We start from the raw sequence: 22986 nt of genomic DNA, 5'->3' as shown, positions 1-22986 counted from the left end.
CCAGTTCGCAATTTGCGCTGAAGCGGCCCAAGCCATGATTAAACAACGCACACTGAAAAATATTATCCGTGCCACAGGTGTAGGCCTGCACTCCGGGGAGAAGGTATACCTGACCCTCAAGCCCGCACCTATCGACACCGGCATTGTGTTTTGTCGTGCCGACCTCGACCCTGTGGTGCAAATTCCTGCCCGCGCGGAAAACGTTGGTGAAACCACGATGTCGACCACATTGGTCAGTGGTGACACCAAAGTGGATACGGTGGAGCACTTGCTCTCGGCCATGGCTGGCCTGGGCATCGATAACGCCTACGTCGAGCTCTCCGCGTCTGAAGTCCCGATCATGGATGGTAGCGCTGGACCTTTCGTATTCCTGATTCAATCGGCCGGCCTGGAAGAACAGGACGCACCGAAGAAGTTCATCCGGATCCTGCGGGAAGTGACAGTGGAAGACGGCGACAAGCGCGCCACTTTCGTCCCTTTCGAAGGCTTCAAGGTGAGTTTCGAGATCGATTTCGATCACCCGGTTTTCCGTAACCGCACACAAAGTGCAAGCGTGGATTTTTCCAGCACTTCGTTCGTAAAAGAAGTCAGCCGCGCCCGTACCTTTGGTTTCATGAGTGACATCGAGTACCTGCGCAAGCACAACCTCGCACTCGGCGGCAGCGTTGAAAACGCTATTGTGGTCGACGCGGATGGTGTACTGAACGAAGACGGCCTTCGCTATGAAGACGAATTCGTGAAGCACAAGATCCTCGATGCAATTGGTGACCTCTACCTGCTGGGCAATAGCCTGATTGGTGAGTTCAAGGGCTTCAAGTCCGGACATGCATTGAACAACCAGCTGCTGCGCAAGTTGATTGAGCAGACAGATGCTTGGGAAGTCGTGACTTTCGAAGACGCCAGCACTGCACCGATCTCTTACATGCGTCCCGTTGCGGCCGTGTAAGTAAAAAAACCTCTCTAGTTTTTAAAGGCTGCCTTCGGGTGGCCTTTTTTTATGCCCTGATTTTGCGGTGACTAGACTGGCCCCTTCGCGGGCAAGCCTCGCTCCTACAGGTACGAGGCGACCACGGAAGTTGGTGCAACGCAGTCGTGTAGGAGCGAGGCTTGCCCGCGAAGAGGCCAGTAGTGACACCAAAGATTTCAGGCAGAAGCAACCACCCGATTCCGCCCACCTTCCTTCGCCTGATACAGCGCCTTGTCCGCCGCAAACAGCAAACTCTCCAGGCTGATATCAGTCTCCGTCGTCCAGGTGCTGATCCCGATACTGACAGTCATCGGCAAAGCGGCACCCTCAACCAACGGCAACTGCTCGACCGCCTTGCGAATGTATTCAGCAATCTGCCGCGCACCCGCGCCATCGGTTTCCGCCAGGATCACCGAAAACTCCTCGCCGCCGTAACGGGCAGCCAGGTCCGCCGGTCGTCGGACATGGTTGCTGATGACGTTGGCCAAGGAGCGCAGCGCTTCGTCGCCGGCCTGATGGCCATGGCGGTCGTTGAAGGCCTTGAAGTGATCGGCGTCAATCATCAGCAGCGACAACGGCTGGCCCGACCGTTGGGCGCGAAACCATTCATGGCGCAGGGCCTGGTCCAGCGTTCGGCGGTTGGCCAGCCCGGTCAAGGCATCGGTGGCCGCCAATTGTGCTAACTCCTGCTCGGCATTGTGGCGCAGGCGCAGTTCACGGCAGAACAGCCAGGTCAGCCAAAGCAGGCTGATGCACAGCGCAATCGTCGCAACGCTGACCACCACCGCCGTGCGCTTCCACGAAGCAAACACTTCATCGCTGGAGAGGGCAACGATGACGATCAACGGCAAGTTGCCCACCTTGGAGAACGTGTACAGGCGTTCGTCCTTGTAGCGACTTGAAACACTGGTGAAGCTGCCGTCGCCTTCTTTGACGATGCGCTGGAAGTTGGGGCGGTCGCTGAAGTCCTTGCCAACCAGCTCTTCGGCCAGGCGGGGTTCCTGGGCCAACAGAATACCGTCCGAGCTGATCAGGTTGACCGTGCTGTCACGACCGATACTCAAGCTGTTGAACAATTGATCGAAGTAACTCAAGCGCATGGCGGCTTCGGCCACGCCGAGGAATTCGCCCTGTGAGCCGCTGACCCGGCGACTGAAGCTGATCCGCCATTCATGTTCAGCCTGCCTGGCGCGGAAGGGACGGCTGATAAACATGCCCGGGTCGCGATTGTTTACGTGGGACTGAAAGTATTCACGGTCGGCATAATTGCCCTTCCTGGGCTCCACCGAGGCTGAGTCGGCGATCACGTCGCCCTTGTTGTCCAGCAACAAAATGTCGCCCTTGTACGGCGCGGCAGTGGCGCGGTCAAACAAGGCCAGATGGCGAATGGCGGGGGACACTTGCTTAAGGTCTTCTCGCTGCGAGGCCGCGATCAGGCCCAGCAAGGACAGGTCATAGAGTTCGACATTGCGCAGTACGTCGGCGTCGATCAATTGCACGATGTTGGACGCCGAGCGCGTGGCAGACAGTTCTGCATTGACGCGCTCTCGCACCAGCAGGAACGCGACGATGCTCAGTATTGCGATCACCAACAGCAAACTGCCGAGAACCAGAAGCCGTTCCGACCGGGTCGAACGGATCGGATCGTGAGGTTTTGTGTTGCTCACACTCATGGCTCTGGCTTCTGCTGAAAAGGCGTTATGAAAGTATTACTGCAAGCATCATCGGGCAGAACCCCGGGAGCCGTTTGCGTTCAGGGCGCCTGTATAAGTCCCTGATAAACAAAAGGCCAGCAAAACGTGCTGGCCTTATGTTTATTCAAGCTTAGAAGACATTGAGCGGGTAGTCGACGATCACCCGGTATTCATCGGTGTCTTGGTCCCGCGCGCCGTAGCCATTGCCGCCACGGTTGGTGGCCCATTGCAAGCGAACCGCCAGATCCTTGGCCTTGCCGCCCTGGACCACGTACTTGAGATCGATGTCACGTTCCCAGTGCCTGGCGTGTTTGCCGTCGGCGCTGTACCACGAGGCGTAACCGCGGCTGTCCGGATCGACTTTGGTCAGGTCCAGCTTGCCCCGGGAGTACGACAGCGCCGAGGTCAGGCCGGGCAGGCCGAGGCCAGCAAAGTCGTAGGCGTACTTGAGTTTCCACGAGCGCTCGTTCGGGCCGTTGAAGTCCGAATACTGCTGGGAGTTGTCGAGAAAGACGCTGTCGCCCTGGCTGATGTAGTCGAACGGCGTGTTGCCGTTGACCCGCTGATACGCCGCGGTAACGCTGTGATTGCCCACGCCGACGGTGAAATGCAGGCTGTAGGTGTTGTTGTCGATGTTGCCCAGCAGTGCATCGCCGGTGTCTTGCGTGTGATAGAAGTGCAGGCCCGGGTTGAGGCTGACCAGGTCGTTCAGCGCGTAGGTGTAATCCAGGTCGTAGTAGTACTGGTTCCAGATGTCCTTGAGTTCGGAAGCATAGAGGCTGCTGGTCAGCCCCGGCAGACCGCTCCAGGCCACGCCGGCCCAGTTCAGGTGCTGACTGTCGTCACCGTCTGCCAGGCTGCCGTAGGAGGTGCCGATGCGGGTGTGACCGCTCTGGTTGTACGGCTTGGTGAAACTCGCCTGGCCGCCTTCGATCAGGAAACCGTCGAAGCTGTGGTTGGTCAGGCTGACGCCACGAAAGGTCTGCGGAAGCATGCGAGTCTCGCCGCCCGCAATCACCGGGTTGGCGAGGAACAGGTCGCCGGCCTTCAACTCGGTATCAAAGGCGCGCATTTTCAACGTGCCGCCCGCCGTCGAGAACGACCCTGGCGCTTTGCCGTTGCCATCGCTGATCGGCAGGATGCTTGAGCCGTCCGTGCCGCCACCGCCATCGAGCTTGAGCCCGAGCATGGCGTGGGCATCAACGCCGAACCCGACGGTGCCTTGGGTGAAACCCGATTCAAAGATGCCCAGGAAACCCTGGCCCCATTCGATGTTGTCGTCCGTCTGCTGCAGACGGTTACGGTTCATGTAGTAGTTGCGGGCATTAAGGTTGAGGCTTGAACCTTGCACAAAACCTTCGTGGCTGGATTCGTCGTCGGCGTGGGCGGCGGGGGGCATCGTTGCGGCGATTGCAATGAACAACGGGGTGAAGCGGAGAGGGAAACGCACTTGCGGTAAAGCTCCTTGGGTCAACTAAGCACTTCATAGTCCTGAAGTGCAAAATGTTTCTTGTCAGGGAAGACGAGCCGGACGGCGTTTAAAACACAACGAAAAAAAGCCGCTGATAGCAGCGGCCTTGAAGACAACTTTTCGAAGGGAAGAGCCGATGAAAAGTGTCGAGGGAAACGGAGCGGATACGCGGGATCAGCTGTCTTTCTCAACCCGTGGCTGGGTCGTAGACGTGGACGCTTGAGGGATTTGCGCAGCGTCCTGGGCCTTGGCGGTCATTTCGCTCTGATGCTCTTCATACGCTGCGGCGCGCGCCGTATTTTGCGCGACGAAGGCCGGCGATTCTTCAGCCATGGCGAACGGGGACAGGAACAAAGAGGACAAAACGAAAGCGCTGGCAATACCCATAGTGTTGGACATTTTTAAAACCTTCTTGCTTGGCAAGTGCTGTTTGGTGCGGCAAAGATAAGGGGGATTGGAGAGGGGAAAAAGAGCGGATTCATGAAAGGACTGTTGCGCTAAAAGCAACAGTAGCCAGGTCGACGGCGGACATGTAGCAGCTGCCGAGCAGCGCGAGGCTGCGTTCGGCGACGAAGTCGTCGTAAACCCTGAATACGCGGTCTACCTGACAGACCGCATCGCCTGATTTTACGACGACTTCGTCGCCGAACGCAGCCTCGCGCTGCTCGGCAGCTGCTACAGGGACCGGTGCAGGGTTAAACGGGGAGATGGATACCGAAGGTATTCATGCCATGGTCGCTGCGCACAAACACATCCCCGCCATGCATCAACGCAATCGCCTTGACGATCGCCAACCCCAGCCCATGGTTGTTCCCGCTGTTGCTGCGCGACGCATCCACCCGATAAAACCGCTCGAACAACCGCGACAAATGCTCGCTGGCAATCGGCGATCCAGGGTTCGCCACCCCGATGCTCACCTGATGCTCCTCAACCTCGATCCGCACCTCGATCACCTGCCCGGGCTCGGTGTGCTGCACCGCGTTACTCAGCAAATTGATCAACGCCCGGCGCAGATGAGCGATCTCGATCCGAACCTGCGCATCACCACTGACCTGTACCTGAACCTGCGCGTCTTCAAGAATGAAATCCAGATATTCCAGGGTCGTGGCCACTTCATCGGCCAGTGAGGTGGAGGTCAGTTTGGTCGCCTTGCTGCCCTGGTCCGCACTGGCAAGAAACAGCATGTCATTGATGATCGAACGCAGCCGTTCCAGCTCTTCGAGGTTCGACTGCAACACTTCAAAATAATGTTCCGCCGAGCGTCCGCGGGTCAGCGCGACCTGGGTCTGGCCGATCAGGTTGGTCAGGGGCGAGCGCAGTTCGTGGGCGACGTCGGCGTTGAACGACTCAAGGCGCGAATAGGCCTGCTCGACCCGTTCCAGGGTCGAGTTGAACGAATTGACGAACTGATTGAGCTCCGGCGGCAACGGCGACAGGCGCAAGCGCCCGGAACGCAACGGCGGCGCCAGTCGCTGGGCCTCTTGAGACAACTTGATCAAGGGCTTGAGCCCGATCCGCGCCACCCAATAACCCAGCGCCGAAGCCAGCAGCACACCGACAACCGCCAGGCTGATCAGCGCGATCAGTAAATGATGCTGCGTCTGCAAAAACGTCTCGGTGTCGATGCCGATCATGAAGCGCAGCGGCGGTCGCTGGTCCTTGGCCGGGAACTGGCTGACCAGCACTTTCAGCGGATAAGGCTGGTCCGGCAACATCATGTCGCGCATCCCCAGCGGCCCTTCGGCAAAGGCGCGGATCTGCGGCGTCAGGTTGCCGTATTCGTAGTGCGGATCGCCGCTGATGATCCAGAAACTGATGCGCTTGTCTTCTTCGCCCAGCAGCTTGAGTTTGTTGTTGATCTTCACCCAATGCTCGGGCGTGCCGTAACGCCCGACCGTGGATTCGAGCACGCTGTAACGCGCGTCCAGCTCTGCTTCCGGCAGCAAACCCAAACCTTTATCGACCTGCTGGTACAAGGCCCAGCCGATCAACAGAAACACCAGCAGCGCCACCAGCGTGAACATTCCACTGAGGCGCAGGGCAATCGAGTTACTGGACACCGCGGCTCTCCAGCACATAACCCATGCCGCGAATCGTGTGCAGCAGTTTTTCGTCGAAAGGCCCGTCGAGCTTGGCCCGCAGGCGTTTGATCGCGACTTCGACGACGTTGGCGTCGCTGTCGAAATTAATGTCCCAGACCATTTCGGCGATGGCGGTTTTCGAAAGGATTTCACCTTGCCGACGGGCCAGCACGCTGAGCAGCGAGAACTCCTTGGCGGTCAGGTCGAGCCGGGTGCCGGCGCGGGTGGCCTTGCGGCTGATCAAATCTATCCACAGGTCGGCGATGCTGACTTGCACCGGTTCATGACCGCCACTGCGCCGGGTCAACGCTTGCAGGCGCGCCACCAGTTCGAGGAACGAAAACGGTTTGCCAAGGTAATCGTCGGCACCATCGCGCAGGCCTTTGATGCGGTCTTCGACGCGCTCGCGGGCGGTGAGCATGATCACCGGGGTTTGCTTGCGCGCACGCAATGCGCGCAGTACGCCGAAGCCGTCGAGGCCCGGCAGCATGACGTCGAGGACGATCACCGCGTAGTCGCTTTCCAGCGCCATGTGCAGGCCTTCGACGCCGTCGCGCGCCAGGTCCACGGTGTAACCCTGTTCCGTCAGGCCGCGGTGCAGATAGTCCGCGGTTTTTTCTTCGTCTTCGATAATCAGAACGCGCATGACCCCGCCTCAGTCTGTGGTTGCCAGCGCCGGCATCGGTGCGGGTTTGGGCTTATGGAAAAGCCGCTCCAGCCACAAGTATATGACCGGAGTGGTGAACAGCGTCAGCGCCTGGCTCACCAGCAAGCCGCCGACCACCGCGATCCCCAGTGGCTGGCGCAGTTCGGCGCCGGTGCCGTAACCGAGCATCAGCGGCAGCGCGCCGAGCAGGGCGGCGAGGGTGGTCATGATGATCGGCCGGAATCGCGTGATACAGGCCTGGTAAATCGCCTCTTCCGGCGGCAGGCCGCCCTTGCGTTGGGCTTCGAGGGCGAAATCGATCATCAGGATGCCGTTCTTCTTCACGATCCCGATCAGCAACACCAACCCGATCAACGCCATGATCGAAAAGTCCTGGCCGCAAATCCACAGCATGATCACCGCCCCGAGCCCAGCCGACGGCAGGGTCGAGATGATGGTCAGCGGATGCACGAAGCTCTCGTAGAGCACGCCGAGAATGATGTACACCGCCACCAGCGCCGCCAGAATCAGCCACGGCTGGCTGGCCAGCGAGCTCTGGAATGCTTGCGCCGCGCCTTGGAAGTTGCCGCTCATGGCCGCCGGCATGCCGATATCGACCTTGGCCTGGTTGAGCATGATCACCGCATCGCCCAACGCCACACCGGGCGCCAGGTTGAACGACAAGTTGGCGGCCGGGAACATGCCGTCATGGGCGATGGAGAGCGGCCCGACCGTCGGCGCATCGAACTTGGCCAGCGCCGACAGCGGCACCATTTCCCCGCTCAGCGGTGAGCGCAGGTAGAAATAATTGAGGCTTTCGGCCTTGCCGCGTTGCTTGGTGTCCAGTTCCAGAATCACGTTGTACTGGTTGATCTGGGTCTGGAATTCATTGATCTGCCGCTGGCCAAACGCGTCGTACAGCGCTTCATCGACATCACTGGCGGTCAGGCCGAAACGCGCCGCGGCGCTGCGGTCGATACTGATGTGGGTGATGCTGCCGCCCAGTTGCAGGTCGTTGGAAATGTCGCGGAACGCCGGGTTGGCGCGCAGTTTTTCCGTCAGGCGCTGGGTCCAGGTACTGAGGGTCGCGCCGTCGTTGCTCTTGAGCACGTATTGGTACTGCGCGCGGCTCGGGCCAGAGCTGAGGTTGATGTCCTGGCCGGCGCGCAGGTAGAGGACGATGCCCGGAACTTTCATCAGTTGCGGACGGATCCGGTCGATGAACTGGCTGGCCGAGACGTCGCGGTCTCCGCGTTTTTTCAGGGAAATCCAGAATCGGCCGTTGGCGATGGTCTGGTTACTGCCCGAGACGCCCACTGAGTGGGAAAGCGCCGCGACTGCCGGATCCGCCGCGACGATTTCGGCCATCGCCAGGTGTTTTTTCACCATGTCGCCGTAGGAAATATCGGCGGCGGCTTCGGTGGTGCCGAGGACAAAACCGGTGTCCTGCACCGGGAAGAAACCCTTGGGGATAAAGATGTAACCGGCAATCGCCAGGCCCAGCGACAGGCAGAACACACCGATCATCAATTTCTGGTGGGCGAGGGCGCGGCGCAGCAGTTTTTCATAGCCGGTCAGCAAGCGTTCGCCGAATGTGGGTTTGCTGTGGGCGTGGTGCACCGGCGCGCGCATGAACAGCGCGGCCAGGGTCGGCGCTAATGTCAGCGACACCACCACTGAAATCATGATCGTCGAGGTGGCGGTCAGGGCGAATTCCTTGAACAGCCGCCCGACCACACCGCCCATGAACAGCAGCGGGATGAACGCCGCCACCAGCGAGAAACTGATCGAGACCACGGTGAAACCAATCTCGCCGGCGCCCTTGATCGCCGCCTCGCGCATGCCGTCGCCGGCCTCGAGGTGACGGTGAATGTTCTCCACCACCACAATCGCATCGTCGACCACAAACCCCACGGCCACCACGATCGCCACCAGCGTCAGGTTGTTCAGGCTGAAGCCCATGATGTACATCAAGGCGAAACTGGCGATCAGCGAAACACCCAACACGGCGGACACGATCAGGGTCGCCGACCACTGGCGCAGGAACAGCGCCATCACCGCCACCACCAGCATGATCGCGATCAGCAGGGTGACTTCCACTTCATGCAGCGAGGCGCGGATGGTCTGGGTGCGGTCGACCAGCACCTTGACCTGCACCGAAGCCGGCAGCATGGCTTCGAGGCCGGGCAGGGCGGCCTGGATGCGGTCCACGGTTTCAACGATGTTGGCGCCCGGTTGCCGGGAAATCACCAGGTTCACCCCCGGTTTATCACCGGCCCAGGCTTGCACGTAGGCATCTTCCGAGCCGTTGACGACTTTGGCGACGTCCTTGAGGTGAACCGGCGCACCGTCCTTGTAAGAAACGATGAGTTGGCTGTATTCCTCGGGGTGGAATAGCTGGTCGTTAGTCGACAGTGTCGAGATGCTCGACTCACCGTACAACGCACCTTTGGCCAGGTTGAGGCTGGTGTTCTGGATCGCCAGACGAATGTCCGCCAAGGTCAGGCCGATGGCTGCCAGTTTGTCAGCGGAGGCTTGAACGCGGATCGCCGGACGTTGCTGACCGGTGATGTTGATTTGGCCTACGCCGTCGATCTGACTGATCTGACGCGAGAGCAGGGTTTCCACCAGATCGCTGAGTTCGGTACCGGGCATTTGCGTCGAGTTGACGCTGAGGATCAGCACCGGGCTGTCGGCCGGGTTGACCTTGCGCCATGTCGGCAGGGTCGGCATGTCTTTGGGCAGTTTGCCGGCAGCGGTGTTGATCGCGGCCTGAACTTCCTGGGCCGCGGTGTCGATGCTTTTGTCGAGGGTGAATTGCAGGGTCAGGTTGGTCGAGCCGAGGGCGCTGCTCGAGGTCATCTGGGTCACGCCGGGGATGGCGCTGAATTGCACTTCAAGCGGTGTGGCCACCGACGACGCCATGGTCTCGGGGCTGGCGCCGGGCAATTGCGCGGCGACCTGGATGGTCGGGAATTCGGCTTCCGGCAGCGGCGCAATCGGCAGGCGCGGGAAGGCGATGACGCCGAGCAATACCAGGGCAAAGGTCAGCAGGATCGTCGCCACCGGATGATCGATGCACCAGGCAGAGACAGAACCATGGCCCTTCATGGCTTCGACTCCGATTGCACCACTTGCGGCGGCTCGGTCAGCACCTGCACGGTCGAGCCGGGTTTGAGCCGCGATTGGCCGTCACTGACCAGCACGTCGCCCGGTTTGACGCCTTTGATGATGTCCTGGCCGCTGCCCTGGTAGACCATTTGTACGGTGACGGTTTCGACCTTGTCGCCGTTGACCCGGTACACGAAGTGTTGGTCGAGGCCGCGCTGTACGACGGTGGGCGGGACCACCAGCGCATCTTTATCCAACGCTGTCTGAATTTTTACCGTCACCAGCAGCCCCGGCCAGAGTTTCTGCCCGGCATTATTGAATTCAGCCTTGGCGCGGATGGTCCCGGTGTTGGCGTTGATCTGGTTGTCGATCAAGGTCAGGTGCCCTTCGCCCAGCAGGTTGCCGGTTTCACCGTCGGTGTCGGCGCCGATGTAGGCCTTCACTTGTGCGCGTTGTGGGTCGCCGATCAGGCCTTGCAGGGTGGGCAGCATTTGCTGCGGCAGGGAGAACTCCACGGCGATCGGGTCGATCTGCGTCACCGTGAACAAACCTACGGTGTCGGTCATGCGCAGGAAATTGCCTTCGTCCACCGTGCGAATACCGACACGACCGGTGACCGGAGAGCGAATCTGTGTGTAGGAAAGCTGCACTTGGGCGGCGTCGATTGACGCTTGATTGCCTTGGGCGGTGGCCTTGAGTTGGTTGACCAGGGCTTGTTGCTGGTCGTAGGTCTGTTTGGAGACGCCGTCGTCGACGCTTAGCAGTTTGTAGCGCTTGAGGTTGACCAGGGCGACTTGCAGTTGCGCCTGGCTTTCGCCGAGTTGTGCCCGGGTCTGGTCGAGGCTGGCGCGGATCGAGCGGTCGTCGATGGTGGCGAGCAGGTCGCCTTTGTTTACCAGTTGGCCTTCTTTGACCAGGATTTTGGTGAGGATGCCGTCGATTTGTGGGCGAACGACCACGCTGTGCAGGGACAGGACTGAGCCGATGCCGCTGACGTAGCGGGGGACGTCTTTTTCGGTGACGCTGACGACTCGGACCGGGATTGCGGTGGGCGCGGCGAGTTTGGCGGTGGCGGGTTTGGTGAGGTACCAAATGCCCAGCGCTGCCAAGGCGATCAGCAGACCTGCGATGAGGGCGGTTTTTTTCTGAATTCGCATGCGAGTGGGGTGCCGGGCTGGGTGGTCGGGAGTGGGGTCAGGTTTGTACCTTCCTTTATAAACCTGTTCGCTGGTCAGGAAGGTGACTGCTAACTGACGGCGCTGACAGTTTGGGGCTTTAGTCTGTGATGTTTTTGACCTTGGCGGCCTGACAGCCGACCAATCTCTTTGAGGTGTACATATCCATTTCTGCGGTAACGGCCGCTTATGGTTTCGCCCTTACGGCGAGTCCCTTTTGTCAAACGCCACAAAAGGAACCAAAAAGTCTCGCCCCAAGCGTCCGGCCCCTCGCTAAGGCTCGGCGTACCTTCGCTCCGGTATCCATCCGGGGACACTGCCCTCCGGTTGGCTTCGCTGCACCTACATGCAGCGTGTTCGACTGCGTCGAACGGCGCTGCGCGCCACTCCCCGGATGAACACCTCCACTCAGCCTCCCGAAAGGGGCGGGCAGATCAAAATCAAAAGCAGGCGAGCTAACGCTCGGCCTGTTGAGTGGTGAAGAGCGAAGCGTGTACACCGATCTATTGTGGGAGCTGGCCTGCCAGCGATGGCGGCCTGGCAGCCGACCAATCTCTTGCAGATACGCACCAAACCCTGTGGGAGCTGACCTGCCAGCGATGGCGGCCTGGCAGCCGACCAATCTCTTGCAGATACGCACCAAACCCTGTGGGAGCTGACCTGCCAGCGATGGCGGCCTGACAGCCGACCAATCTCTTGCAGATACGCACCAAACCCTGTGGGAGCTGGCCTGCCAGCGATGGCGGCCTGACAGCCGACCAATCTCTTGCAGATACGCACCAAACCCTGTGGGAGCTGGCCTGCCAGCGATGGCGGCCTGACAGCCGACCAATCTCTACGCTCCGCGTGGGAATGCCGCCCGGGACGCTCCGCGTTCCATTTTTGTGTTGAAAGATGTGTAAAAAACACAGCGTTTTCCCACGTATTTTTCAGGTTGCCGGGTAGGAAGCGTGTTCTCTAACCTCTGGCTGTCGCTGAAAACTCAGCGACCGGGAGTGAGATTCCGGCTGAACAATTGGAAACCAGCGCAAGGCCCCCCATAATTGCCGCCAGCTTATCCGCTGCCGCAAGTTTTTTATGGCGGCTGTGTGCGGGCAGACTTCGGTCTGGCCGGGTTCCTTTTGCCGGTAATCTCACACCGCACATAGCTGCCACCTCTGCTCCGAGTGAGATCGGAAATTGATGGCTCCAACATCAAAAGGAAATTTGCATGGATAAATTAATCCCCGATCCACCCATCGACACCACCACTTCCAGCGACGAGGTCACTCCGACCGAAACGCTCATCAAAGACCGCGAAGCCATAAAACGCGCTCTCGATTACTACCTCGATCCACCCGAGCAATACGCCGCAAAACCCCGCTGCCCCAGCACCATGTTTATGGTGGTTCCCGATATTGATTCAGAAAGCCTATTGGCCCATGCCTGTGAGTCTTTGGCGTCGGCGAGTGTGATGAGCAGTGATTATGCGGCGAATCTGGTGGGGCCGCAGCGCCATACGGTGTTGGCGATTCAGCAGGTCATCATGCTGGCGGAGTTGGCGGTGAATCGGGTGTTGGATAGGGTTGAGCTTCCGGCGTAGGTAGCGTTCGGTCAGGTTGACCGCGTTATCGTTCTTCGCGGGCAAGCCTCGCTCCCACAGGTACAGCGGTGTCCTTGTAGGAGCGAGCCTGCTCGCGATTGCTGTGTGTCAGTCAACACAAAACCCGACGGACTCGCTTGCGGCGTGAAGCTTGCGGCTCTGGACACAGGTATACTGCCGCCTTTCGCGGCTCGCTGACCGGGCCCGACTCTTTTGCATCACCCGGAGCTTTCATGACTTCCCCGACACAACCGCCGGTTGCCGACGCTTTGAGCGACGACCAGGCAGACCTGCCAGACAGCGTCGACTCCAGCGCAGACAGCGAAGCCAAAGCCGCGATCCCGGTGTTCAAGTTCCCGTTCAAGCCGGGTGATTTGGCCGCCGCGAAGAACGCCAGCCAGCCTTGGTACAAGAATGGCGCGAAGAATGGCCATACCAAGACGCCAGGGGCTGCGCCTCCTGGTACTCGTCGTTCGATGGGCAAACGTTGATCGTCGGACGGCTTGTCGCTCGGTAATTGTTCCTTCAGTCATTGAGACGGTTCCCACAAGGATGAGCGATTTGTCCTCTGGGAAGTTCGGTAGCCATTCATCAAGAATTCATGCCCATGAATCCTTGATGAAGGCCACCCGATGTCTCTGCTCAAACCCCTATCTCTGCTGTCACTGATGGCGCTGGTAACCGGCTGCGCATCTTCTGTAGTCGATCCACAGATCCGTTTCGGGGTCGAAGCCCTGGTTCCCCCGTTCGAAAGTCGTAACGACAAAGGTGAGCTGGTCGGATTGAACATCGAGTTGGGCAACGCACTGTGTGCAGAACTCAATTCCCGATGTGTCTGGGTCGATCAGGATTACGCCACCAACCTTCAGGCCCTTGAAGCCAGGCGTTTCGACGTGATCATGCCGATGACAGCTACGCCGGCGCGTCGCGAGCGGGTCGATTTCACCGATAATCTCTACCCGTTGAGCAACCGCCTGGTGGCGCGTAAAGGTGCAACGTTGCAACCGGATGTGCAATCGCTCAAGGGCAAGCGTGTCGGCGTCCTGGCTGGCACCAGCCGTGAAGCATTCGCCAAGACCCGTTGGGCGGCAGCGGGCGTAACGGTGCGCAGTTTTCAATTCAACGATCAATTGATTGCCAGCCTGCTGGCAGGTGAGATCGATGCCACCTTGCAAGATTCCATCGAAATCACCCAGTCGCTATTGAACCTGCCGCAAGGACAGGCGTTCGATTTTGCCGGTCCCGCCCTTGACGATCCGATGCTGGGCAATGGAGTCGCCATGGCTGTACGCAAAAGCGACACTGCACTGCGCGATAACCTGAACGCAGCGCTTGGGCGTCTTAAGCAAAATGGTCAGTACCAGGCGATTACCCAACGTTACCTGCCACCGGCTGCACCGGCCTTGCCACGCTACTTTCCTAATAACGAAGGCCTGGCATTTTCCGATGCGGTACAGCTCGGCAATACCGTTTACTTCTCCGGCGTGATCGGTCTGGGGGCGGATGGTGAGTTGGTGAAGGGCGGCATCCGGGCGCAGACGGAACAGGCCATGGAGAATTTGAACACCGCAGTGCAGCGTCAGGGTTTGTCGCTGACTCAGGTGGCGAAATGCACGGTTATCCTTGCCGATATCAAGGATTTCGCTGCCATGAATGCCGTATATCGCAGTTATTTCCCGGCGGACCGCTTACCCGCTCGCACGACATTTGCCGGCAAGCTGGTCGCTGACGCGAAGGTCGAGGTGGAATGTCTGGTAATGGCGGCCAACTAACCGTTTAAGAGCGAGCCACTGCGCGATGCGATTGCGCAGTGGCAGCACGGCATTTCAAGCCGCCCGCAACGAAATAAACGCATAGTTCACCGGCGCTTCAGTCGCCACTTGCGCCCCAGCCGCCTGCACTTGCCCGGCGATATCGTCGCCTGATACATGAAACTGCCAATCACTGTCGGTGCCCGTCAGCGGTTGTCCTGCAAGTTGATCGATAACCATGGCAAACGCATTCATATCCGGCAGGTAAGCCGTAAACCCATCCCCCTTCAACGCTGTAGTCCGAATTCCCAGAAGCCCGCAAATCGCATCCTTGGCCTGAATGTCATCGCGATCCGCCTGACGTGAGCGCTGGATCAATCCTGCCAGTTCCTGATCCACCAGCTCACCACCGATGATCAAGTCCGGTCCCTGTTCCCACGACTCGGGCGGGCATTCCTTCACCGCAGTGTTCAGTGCAATGTGCGGATTGATTTCCATCGGGTAGATGCGGCATACCAGCGGGCGGCGTTCGTAGATGCGGCAGAGGTTGTCTTCGTCAAGATTCCGGCAGGGACCGACGTTGTAGGCGGCAAAGGTGATCGCCACGTACGCCTCGGACGTGCCGCTTCGAACCACCACTGATCGACGTTCGGCGTGGTCCCGTTGCTGCACGGGCAGGCCCAGGCCGTTGCCCAGAAAACCTTCCACCAGCACGATCACCTGACCGCCATCAGCCGCCCACATGCGGGCTTCGGCCAGGGTCAGTGGCACGTGGTGGTCGTTGCAGCATTTGCCGCAACCTACGCAGGAAAATGTCGTATTCATTGAGCGATCGGTCGCTTCCGAGGGCATGAAACGGCGCCAGAAAGACACCGCAAAGGCGCGTTTCGAAGCAAGTTATGCGCCAGTCACTGAGCTTTGGCGGTGGGGCGGATGGAGTCCCATTCGGTCACGTAGGCGGTTTTGGTCTTTTTGTTGTAGAGACACAACTCGGTGCCTTGCTGGCCTTTCATGTGTTTTTGCGGGTATTGGCCTTGCAGCAGGAGCGCGGTGTAGCCGACTCGGTCGTCGAACTGCGCAGCGGTGCCGACGGGTTTAGCGTTTTTCAGGCCGCTGGCTTTGGTGCAGCTGGCGAGCACGGCTTTGTCGTAGGCGGCCCAGGCGTCGGGGCTGGAGGCGTGGGCCTGGGTGGCGAGGGCGGTGAGGCAGAGGAGGGTCAGGGTTGCGGCTTTCATGGTTCAGGCATCCTTGGGCATTGAGTTGGCCGAGGGGTGGAGTATGCCTGATGGTTTTGTATTGAATGTGTCGGCCTCTTCGCGGGCAAGCCTCGCTCCTACAGGGACCGCGCATGACCTGTAGGAGCGAGGCTTGCCCGCGAAGGCGGTATATCAGGCTGGAACAGGCTCCCTGCGGACCACATACATCCCGGCACTTTCATACAACCGCTGCGCCCGAAGGTTGTCTTCCAATACCTTCAAATCTACAAAACCTTCCCGGCGTTCCCGAAACACTTCGAACGCATGCAGCAGCAACGCACGACCCAACCCAAGGCCCTGAGCCCGAGAATGCACCACCAGGTTCTTGATGTACGCGCTGGTCCAGCACTGGCATACACCCACGATACCTTCGGCATCCAGCGCAATAAAACACAGGCTCGGATCGTATTCAGGATCGGTCTCGAACCGCTGTTGCCAGACATCCAGTGCCGGCACACGACCACCACCTTCCCGATAACCCAGTTCCATCAAACGATGAACAGCTTCAGCCAGCTCGGGGCGGTATTGGACGAGGTCTATTCCCTGAGGCCAAGTGATCGCAGGCACAACCTCCGCGAGGTTACGCCGCATCAAAAAGCAAAATGCCTCGGCCAAGACTCAGTGACCTTGTTCGGCGACGGCTTTGGCCGCCTCGATCAGGCATCGGGTCAGTTCCGGTGAGGAGAACTTGGTCAGCACCGCGTTGGCCCCGGCCAGGCGCGCTTTCTCGCTGTTCATCGCACTGTCCAGAGACGTGTGCAGCAGCACATAAAGGTGCGAGAAGTCTGGCGTCTCGCGCAGGGTGCGGGTGAAGGCATAGCCGTCCATCTCCGACATTTCGATGTCCGAGACGATCAGGTTGATCTGCTGCGCCGTGCCTTGCAGGTCCAGCAGACAGTCGATGGCTTCTTTGGCGCTGCGGGCGGTGTGGCATTGCAGGCCGAGGTTGCGCAGGGTGTGCACCGATTGCTGCAGCGCGACCTGGCTGTCGTCGACCACCAGAATCCGCGCGTTGCCCAGCACTTCGGCGTCTTCCATGCTCAGTTCGGTTGGGGCCGTTTCGATCTGCGCCGGGGCGATGCCGTGGATGACCTTTTCGATGTCCAGCACTTGCACCAGGGTGCCGTCGACCGAGGTCACGCCGGTGATGTACGAGCGCACGCCGCCGGAGCCGAAGGGCGGCGGGCGGATGTCGGTGGTCAGGCAGTGGACGATCTTGCTCACGGCCTGAACGTGCAGGCCCTGCTTGGAGCGGCTGACGTCGGTGACGATCAGGCAGCCACCGTTCGGGTCTTCCAACGGCCGCTCGCCAATGGCGCGGCTGAGGTCGATCACCGACAGCGAGGCACCGCGCAGGGTGGCGATGCCTTTGACGTGGGGGTGCGACTCCGGCAGCTTGGTTAGCGGCGGGCAGGGGATGATTTCGCTGACTTTCAGCAGGTTGATTGCCATCAGCTTGCCGCTGCGCAAGGTAAACAGCAGAAGCGAAAGTGAGTCTGCGCGGGCTTTTGTGGTGGACATAAAAACCTTCTGTGGAAAAAGGTGATGGGCGAGTAAAAAGTCGCCAAAAGCTATCGATGCCGGGTTATCGACTTGTTGGGGGCAGGCTTTAGGGACATTCCCCGTCCATTGGTCCAATACGGAATTTTGTGGCAAAACACACAACCTGTGGCGAGGGGGTTTACCCCCGTTGGAGTGCGAAGCGCTCCTCGCTTTTTTCCGATAGAACCACATCGTCAGTTTTACGACCGCTTCGCGGCCGAACGGGGGTAAACCCCCTCGCCACAGGGATTGTGCAAGCCTTAATGATTGCGCTATTTCATCCCTAATCGCTTGGCCATCCGCCCAAGATTCGCCCGGTCCAGGCCTAACTCGCGTGCCGCGCTCGCCCAGTTGTCGTGATGCCGTTCCAGGCAAGCGCTGATCAATTGTCGCTGATAATTTTCGGTGGCCTCGCGCAAATCTCCCGCGACCAACGCGACGGGGCTGGCAGCCGGTTGCTCGGTGGCGGCGATTTCAACGCTGCCAGTGGGCAAGTCCAGATCCGCCGCACTCAAACTGAGAATCTTCGGCCGTTCCTTGCAATTACCCAGCGCCTTCAACGCGCTGCGACCAATCAAATGCTCCAGCTCCCGCACATTCCCCGGCCAACCATACGCCAGCAATGCCGCCTGTGCGTCGCTGTTCAATCGCAGGCTGTTAAGGCCCATCCGCGAGCGGTTCTGTTCCAGGAAGTAACCGCTGAGCAGCAACACGTCCCGCCCGCGATCACGCAGAGCCGGCACCAACAGCGGGTAAACACTCAGGCGATGATAGAAGTCGGCGCGGTAGCGGCCGCTGCGCACTTCTTCGGCCAGGTCACGGTTGGTCGCTGCGATCAGGCGCACGTCCACCTGATGCTCTTTATCCGAGCCCAAGCGCTGCAACTGACCGCTTTGCAGCACCCGCAACAACTTGGCTTGCACGGTCAGCGACAACTCACCGACTTCATCGAGAAACAGTGTGCCGCCATTGGCCAGTTCGAACTTGCCGCGCCGATCGTTCATGGCGCCAGTAAACGCGCCGCGCACGTGGCCAAACAATTCGCTTTCCACCAGCGTGTCCGGCAGGGCCGCGCAGTTGAGGCTGATGATCGGTTTATCCGCCCGAGGTGAGGCCGCGTGAATCGCCTGTGCCACCAGTTCCTTGCCGACCCCGGTTTCGCCGGTGATCAGCACGGTCAGGTCGCTGCCGCCCACCAGACTGATCTCTTCCACCAAGCGTTTATGCGCCTTGCTCTGGCCGATCATCTCGCGGTTCTGCTGGCCGCTGGCCTGACGGTAGACCTCGGCGCGTTGATGCTCGTCTTCGGCGCGATTGGCCAGGCGTTCGATGCGCTCGGCGGCGTTGACGGTGGCTGCCGCGAGGCTGGCGAAGGCTTCCAGGGCGTCCAGTTCGATGGGTTCAAATTGCTCTGGGTCGAGGGCGTCGAGGGTCAGCAGACCCCATGGACGCTCGTCGATAAACAACGGGCAGCCCATGCAGTCGTGGACTTCCAGGTGATCGTCAAGACCATCCACCAGTCCGTCGTAAGGGTCCGGCAAGTCGCTGTCGGCGGCGAACCGCGTCGGGCCGGGACTGCTGAGCAAGGCTTCGAAGCGCGGGTGTTCGCTGACTTTGAAGCGTCGGCCCAGGGTGTCGGTGCTCAACCCGTCGACGGCCAGCGGCACCAGCCATTCGCCGTCAAGGCGCAGGAGGGCGGCGGCATCGCAAGGGAGCAGGGCGCGCATGGCTTCGAGCAGGCGTCGATAGCGCTCGCCTTCGGGGAGTTCGCGGGACAGGTCGGAGACCAGCGGCAGTAGGGCGGTGAGCAATGATTTTGCAGTCATAGTGACTCCGTGTAGTCGGTATGACTATATGTCAGTCTGTGTCGATATGACTACTCTGTTTATAAGCTGTTGATTTTAAAAGTTTAAATTATTGGCATGGAAAGTGATAAGCATAGGGCAATCAGTTAGTAACCCAAGTAGCCCAGGAGTCACTTTATGCTTAGCGTTCAAGACCGTGCCATCGTCAAATCCACCGTGCCGCTGCTGGAAAGCGGTGGCGAAGCGCTGATCACTCACTTCTACCGCATGATGCTCTCCGAATACCCGGAAGTCCGCCCGCTGTTCAACCAGGCACACCAGGCCAGCGGTGATCAGCCACGCGCCCTGGCCAATGGCGTTTTGATGTACGCGCGCCACATCGATCAGCTCGACCAGTTGGGCGACCTAGTGGCCAAGATCATCAACAAACACGTGGCTCTGCAAATTCTTCCGGAACATTACCCGATTGTCGGCACGTGCCTGCTGCGCGCCATCTCCGAAGTACTGGGCGACGAAATCGCCACCCCTGAAGTGATGAGCGCCTGGGGCGCGGCCTACGGTCAGTTGGCCGAGATCCTGATTGGCGCCGAAACCAGCATCTACGATCAAAAGGAACAGGCGCCCGGCGGCTGGCGCGGGGCGCGGGAATTCATCGTCGCGGCCAAGGTCGAGGAAAGCGCGGAAATCACCTCGTTCTACTTCGAACCTGCTGACAAAGGCGCGATTCTGGCCGCTGAACCGGGCCAGTACATCGGCATGAAACTGATCCTCGACGGCGAAGAGATTCGCCGCAACTACTCGTTGTCGGCTTTGCCCAACAAGGGCCAGTACCGCATCAGCGTCAAGCGTGAAACCGGTGGCCGCGCTTCTAACCACTTGCACGATCAGCTGCATGTCGGTTCAAGCATTCAGCTGTTCCCGCCGTCGGGCGAGTTCACCCTGACCGCCAGCGACAAACCGCTGGTGCTGATCAGCGGCGGCGTGGGCATCACCCCGACCCTGGCGATGCTGGAAGCGGCGTTGGCGACCGAGCGGCCGGTGCACTTTATCCACTGCGCGCGCAACGGCAGCGTTCACGCCTTCCGCGACTGGATCGATGGTTTGGCCGAACGTCATCCGCAACTCAAACGCTTCTATTGCTACGCAGAAGATGACGGCATGAGCCCGGCAGCGCACAAGGTCGGGTTGTTGAGCCGCGAGCAACTGGGCGAGTGGCTGCCGGAGCAGCGCGATCTGGACGCTTACTTCCTGGGGCCGAAAGGGTTTATGGCGGCGATCAAGCGTCACCTGAAAGCCTTGGGTGTGCCGGAGAAGCAGAGCCGTTACGAGTTCTTCGGGCCGGCTTCGGCACTGGAATAAGCTGTGCGGCTCGGGAGACCAAGTCGCCTTCATCGCGAGCAGGCTCGCTCCCACACTTGACCGAGTTCTCTCAAAGGAATGCGGTCGAATGTGGGAGCGAGCCTGCTCGCGATTGGCCGCACCACGGTCTTCCTTCGTAAAAATCCTTCGAAAGTTAATCCGTTCTTAACCGGTTTATCGTCTATTCCCCGATCACCACCGAAGCGCGCCGGGCTCTCAAAGGTTGGAGCCTGCGTGTAGACTTCCGGGCAATCGATCTTTACAAGGGAAACGCGATGAGCGAGGAAACGATGCGGTTGGGACGTGAACGGCGCTATCTGGTGTTGCTGGGCATCATCTGCCTGGCGCTGATCGGTGGCGCGTTGTACATGCAAATTGTGCTGGGCGAGGCACCGTGCCCGCTGTGCATCCTGCAACGTTATGCGCTGTTGCTGATTGCGCTGTTTGCCTTCATTGGCGCGGCGATGCGCAGCCGTCGCAGCATCACGGTGCTGGAAACCCTGGTGGTCATTTGCGCACTGGCCGGCGTCGCGGTAGCCGGGCATCACGTCTACACCCAGTTCTACCCGGCGGTCAGCTGTGGGATTGATGTGCTGCAACCGATAGTCGACGGCCTGCCGCTGGCGAAGATCTTCCCGCTGGGCTTCCAGGTCGACGGCTTCTGCTCCACGCCGTACCCGCCGATCCTCGGTTTGTCACTGGCGCAGTGGGCGCTGGTGGCGTTCGTGCTGATCGTGGTGCTGGTGCCGCTGCTCACTTCGCGTAACCGCAAAGCGCTGCGTTGAGGCTATTCGCCGTACCGTTGAGTCAAACCTGAAACGCCCCGGTCCTCATCAAGAGGACCGGGGCGTTTTGCATTTCAGGGCCGGCGTAAAAAGTTCGTGATGTGCGGCAGCGAAGGGTGCGACACATGTGCGACATGTTGTCACAGCGAGGCTGTCGCAAGGCATTTCAAGTCGCTTGATCGGTGCATAGCCAGGCAACGAAATTGGTCTATTTAGGCGTCCACCGATTCAAAGGCTATCGAGCGCAAGCAGGCAGTTTTAACAGGGGCTGGCGAATCGCCAGAGCCCTTGTCTGATAGGGGCTAGGGCATCGCCGAAGTGTCTGCGTGAGCATTGATAGCTGTCTGAACTGCGCGCTGTAGACCTACAAATTTTGGTGTTTTTGTTGAGAATGAATTTCGATAAGATGCCGAACTTTTGCAAAACCCGTTAATGATTGTTGCTGGAATGGATAAAAATTATTTCGGGATGAGACATGGTTTATGAATCGTTACATATCTACAATCGCCCGCACTGAATTCCGGCACTGCTCACCTTGAGCAGGAAACAGGGCGTCGAGGAGCTTGAACGCTTCGTGCGACTCCCCGGTGTCGGAGCCTTCCAACTATCCGCACCAAATGGAATTGGTCTGTAACAAGGCCTTTGACCACGAATTCGAATAAGAACTTACCGCTAGCCCAGGATTTGTCGAACAGCGTCTGACGCGCGACGGGCAGCCCTTATTCAATCCAAGAAAATGCCAACCCTTGGCAGGGTGAAGTGTTGGCGATCAAAACCCAACTGCATTGCGCAAGCTGCTTTAGAGGTCGTGAGATGAGTAAAAACAGGTACCCCAGGCTACTAGGCTTATTGCCGCTGCTCGGCACGTTGTTGCTGTCAGGCTGCAACATGACCTTGCTCGATCCCAAGGGCCAGGTTGGCCTGGACGAGCGAAACCTGATCATCACCGCAACGCTGCTGATGCTTCTGGTCGTGGTACCGGTCATCGTCATGACCTTCCTGTTCGCCTGGAAATACCGCGCGTCCAACCAGGATGCCGTCTACACACCGAAGTGGTCGCACTCCACCAAGATCGAAATCGCAGTGTGGACGATCCCGGTACTGATCATCATTGCCCTGGGTTACATCACCTACAAGTCGACCCATGCGCTGGATCCTTACAAGCCGCTGGAATCCGACGTCAAGCCGATCACCATTGAAGTGGTCGCGCTGGACTGGAAGTGGATGTTCATCTATCCGGAGCAAGGCATCGCCACCGTCAACAAGATCGTGTTCCCGGCGCACACGCCGATCAACTTCAAGGTGACTTCGGACTCCGTGATGAACTCGTTCTTCATCCCGGCCTTGGGTGGCCAGATCTACGCGATGGCCGGCATGCAGACCAAACTGCACCTGATCGCCAACCAGAACGCTGAAATGGACGGTATCTCCGCCAACTACAGCGGCGCTGGTTTCACTGGCATGAAATTCAAGGCTATCGCAACTTCCCAGGAAGATTTCGACGCCTGGGTAAGTGAAGTCAAAAAGGCACCTAAACAGCTTGAAGAAGCTGAATACGCAGCCCTTTCCAAGCCGAGCCAGAACAACCCAGTCGAGCTCTACTCCTCGGTCACTCCGAACCTGTTCCAGATCATCGTCGACAAGTACGAAGGCATGAAAGCGGGTCCGAAGGTCAAGCACGAGAAGAAAGAGAAAGAAGTGGCCGCTACGCAAGGAATGGACATGAACGCGCATTCAGCTGCCGGGGCAGAGGAGTAAACG

The 22986-nt window shown here is 59.3% G+C and carries 19 protein-coding genes; 7 read left to right on the top strand and 12 right to left on the bottom strand.

The annotated features are described in order from the left end of the window. The first annotated feature begins 34 nt into the window (after positions 1 to 34). On the top strand, positions 35 to 946 hold the full coding sequence (gene lpxC / locus ACYZT6_RS22010) for a UDP-3-O-acyl-N-acetylglucosamine deacetylase (RefSeq protein WP_017340679.1): 912 nt from the start codon (positions 35 to 37) through the stop codon (positions 944 to 946). 197 nt (positions 947 to 1143) lie between these two features. Here the strand turns inward: lpxC and ACYZT6_RS22005 are convergent, their stop codons facing one another. The 7 genes from ACYZT6_RS22005 to ACYZT6_RS21975 all read right to left on the bottom strand — a co-directional run bounded on the left by ACYZT6_RS22005 (position 1144) and on the right by ACYZT6_RS21975 (position 11127). Next, on the bottom strand, positions 1144 to 2640 hold the full coding sequence (locus ACYZT6_RS22005; protein WP_462028622.1) for a diguanylate cyclase: 1497 nt from the start codon (positions 2638 to 2640) through the stop codon (positions 1144 to 1146). A 151-nt stretch (positions 2641 to 2791) separates the two neighbouring features. Continuing rightward, complete coding sequence (locus ACYZT6_RS22000; protein ID WP_462028621.1) at positions 2792 to 4111, bottom strand: OprD family porin; 1320 nt, start codon at positions 4109 to 4111, stop codon at positions 2792 to 2794. A gap of 195 nt (positions 4112 to 4306) precedes the next feature. Further along, positions 4307 to 4531 carry a hypothetical protein gene (locus ACYZT6_RS21995; protein WP_462028620.1) on the bottom strand — a complete coding sequence of 75 codons (225 nt, stop codon included), beginning with the start codon at positions 4529 to 4531 and terminating at the stop codon, positions 4307 to 4309. Between the two features lie 296 nt (positions 4532 to 4827). Beyond that, positions 4828 to 6192 carry a heavy metal sensor histidine kinase gene (locus tag ACYZT6_RS21990; protein WP_462028619.1) on the bottom strand — a complete coding sequence of 455 codons (1365 nt, stop codon included), beginning with the start codon at positions 6190 to 6192 and terminating at the stop codon, positions 4828 to 4830. Continuing rightward, positions 6182 to 6859, bottom strand: a complete 678-nt coding sequence (locus tag ACYZT6_RS21985) for a heavy metal response regulator transcription factor (protein WP_077044915.1) — start codon at positions 6857 to 6859, stop codon at positions 6182 to 6184. The genes ACYZT6_RS21990 and ACYZT6_RS21985 overlap by 11 nt, the downstream gene beginning before the upstream one ends. A 9-nt stretch (positions 6860 to 6868) precedes the next feature. Continuing rightward, complete coding sequence (locus ACYZT6_RS21980) at positions 6869 to 9970, bottom strand: multidrug efflux RND transporter permease subunit (protein ID WP_462028618.1); 3102 nt, start codon at positions 9968 to 9970, stop codon at positions 6869 to 6871. Continuing rightward, positions 9967 to 11127 (bottom strand): efflux RND transporter periplasmic adaptor subunit, encoded by a 1161-nt coding sequence (locus ACYZT6_RS21975; protein ID WP_462028617.1) that lies wholly within the window; start codon positions 11125 to 11127, stop codon positions 9967 to 9969. The genes ACYZT6_RS21980 and ACYZT6_RS21975 overlap by 4 nt, the downstream gene beginning before the upstream one ends. Before the next feature lie 1228 nt (positions 11128 to 12355). Here ACYZT6_RS21975 and ACYZT6_RS21970 point away from each other — a divergent pair. The 3 genes from ACYZT6_RS21970 to ACYZT6_RS21960 all read left to right on the top strand — a co-directional run bounded on the left by ACYZT6_RS21970 (position 12356) and on the right by ACYZT6_RS21960 (position 14499). Beyond that, complete coding sequence (locus ACYZT6_RS21970) at positions 12356 to 12727, top strand: DUF6124 family protein (protein ID WP_462028616.1); 372 nt, start codon at positions 12356 to 12358, stop codon at positions 12725 to 12727. Positions 12728 to 12960: 233 nt separating this feature from the next. Then, entirely contained in the window at positions 12961 to 13218 is a 258-nt protein-coding gene (locus ACYZT6_RS21965) for a hypothetical protein (protein WP_462028615.1), read from the top strand. A 141-nt stretch (positions 13219 to 13359) separates the two neighbouring features. Further along, positions 13360 to 14499 carry a transporter substrate-binding domain-containing protein gene (locus ACYZT6_RS21960; RefSeq protein WP_462028614.1) on the top strand — a complete coding sequence of 380 codons (1140 nt, stop codon included), beginning with the start codon at positions 13360 to 13362 and terminating at the stop codon, positions 14497 to 14499. A gap of 54 nt (positions 14500 to 14553) precedes the next feature. Here the strand turns inward: ACYZT6_RS21960 and ACYZT6_RS21955 are convergent, their stop codons facing one another. The 5 genes from ACYZT6_RS21955 to norR all read right to left on the bottom strand — a co-directional run bounded on the left by ACYZT6_RS21955 (position 14554) and on the right by norR (position 19102). Beyond that, positions 14554 to 15303, bottom strand: a complete 750-nt coding sequence (locus tag ACYZT6_RS21955) for a YkgJ family cysteine cluster protein (RefSeq protein WP_462028613.1) — start codon at positions 15301 to 15303, stop codon at positions 14554 to 14556. 83 nt (positions 15304 to 15386) lie between these two features. Then, the gene (locus tag ACYZT6_RS21950; protein WP_462028612.1) at positions 15387 to 15713 is read right to left on the bottom strand and encodes a hypothetical protein; all 327 of its coding nucleotides are present in this window, start codon (positions 15711 to 15713) and stop codon (positions 15387 to 15389) included. Between the two features lie 153 nt (positions 15714 to 15866). Further along, a complete protein-coding gene (locus ACYZT6_RS21945) occupies positions 15867 to 16325 on the bottom strand; it encodes a GNAT family N-acetyltransferase (protein WP_462028611.1) in 459 nt (152 codons plus the stop codon). Between the two features lie 27 nt (positions 16326 to 16352). Further along, positions 16353 to 17255 (bottom strand): chemotaxis protein CheW, encoded by a 903-nt coding sequence (locus tag ACYZT6_RS21940; protein WP_461955629.1) that lies wholly within the window; start codon positions 17253 to 17255, stop codon positions 16353 to 16355. 293 nt (positions 17256 to 17548) lie between these two features. Continuing rightward, the gene (norR, locus tag ACYZT6_RS21935) at positions 17549 to 19102 is read right to left on the bottom strand and encodes a nitric oxide reductase transcriptional regulator NorR (RefSeq protein ID WP_462028610.1); all 1554 of its coding nucleotides are present in this window, start codon (positions 19100 to 19102) and stop codon (positions 17549 to 17551) included. 156 nt (positions 19103 to 19258) lie between these two features. Here norR and hmpA point away from each other — a divergent pair, with 156 nt between their 5' ends. The 3 genes from hmpA (at position 19259) to cyoA (ending at position 22983) form a co-directional block, all read left to right on the top strand. Next, positions 19259 to 20440, top strand: coding sequence for an NO-inducible flavohemoprotein (gene hmpA, locus ACYZT6_RS21930; protein ID WP_462028609.1), 1182 nt, complete (start codon positions 19259 to 19261; stop codon positions 20438 to 20440). 275 nt (positions 20441 to 20715) lie between these two features. After that, positions 20716 to 21225: a disulfide bond formation protein B gene (locus tag ACYZT6_RS21925; RefSeq protein WP_462028608.1), complete on the top strand. Its 510-nt coding sequence runs from the start codon at positions 20716 to 20718 to the stop codon at positions 21223 to 21225. An 813-nt stretch (positions 21226 to 22038) separates the two neighbouring features. Further along, the gene (gene cyoA / locus ACYZT6_RS21920) at positions 22039 to 22983 is read left to right on the top strand and encodes a ubiquinol oxidase subunit II (RefSeq protein ID WP_462028607.1); all 945 of its coding nucleotides are present in this window, start codon (positions 22039 to 22041) and stop codon (positions 22981 to 22983) included. The last annotated feature ends 3 nt before the right edge of the window (positions 22984 to 22986 follow it).

The sequence above is a fragment of the Pseudomonas sp. RT6P73 genome (genome assembly GCF_054897715.1).
The sequence above is the reverse complement of the archived record's forward strand: the minus strand, read 5'-3'. Positions and strand labels throughout refer to the sequence as shown.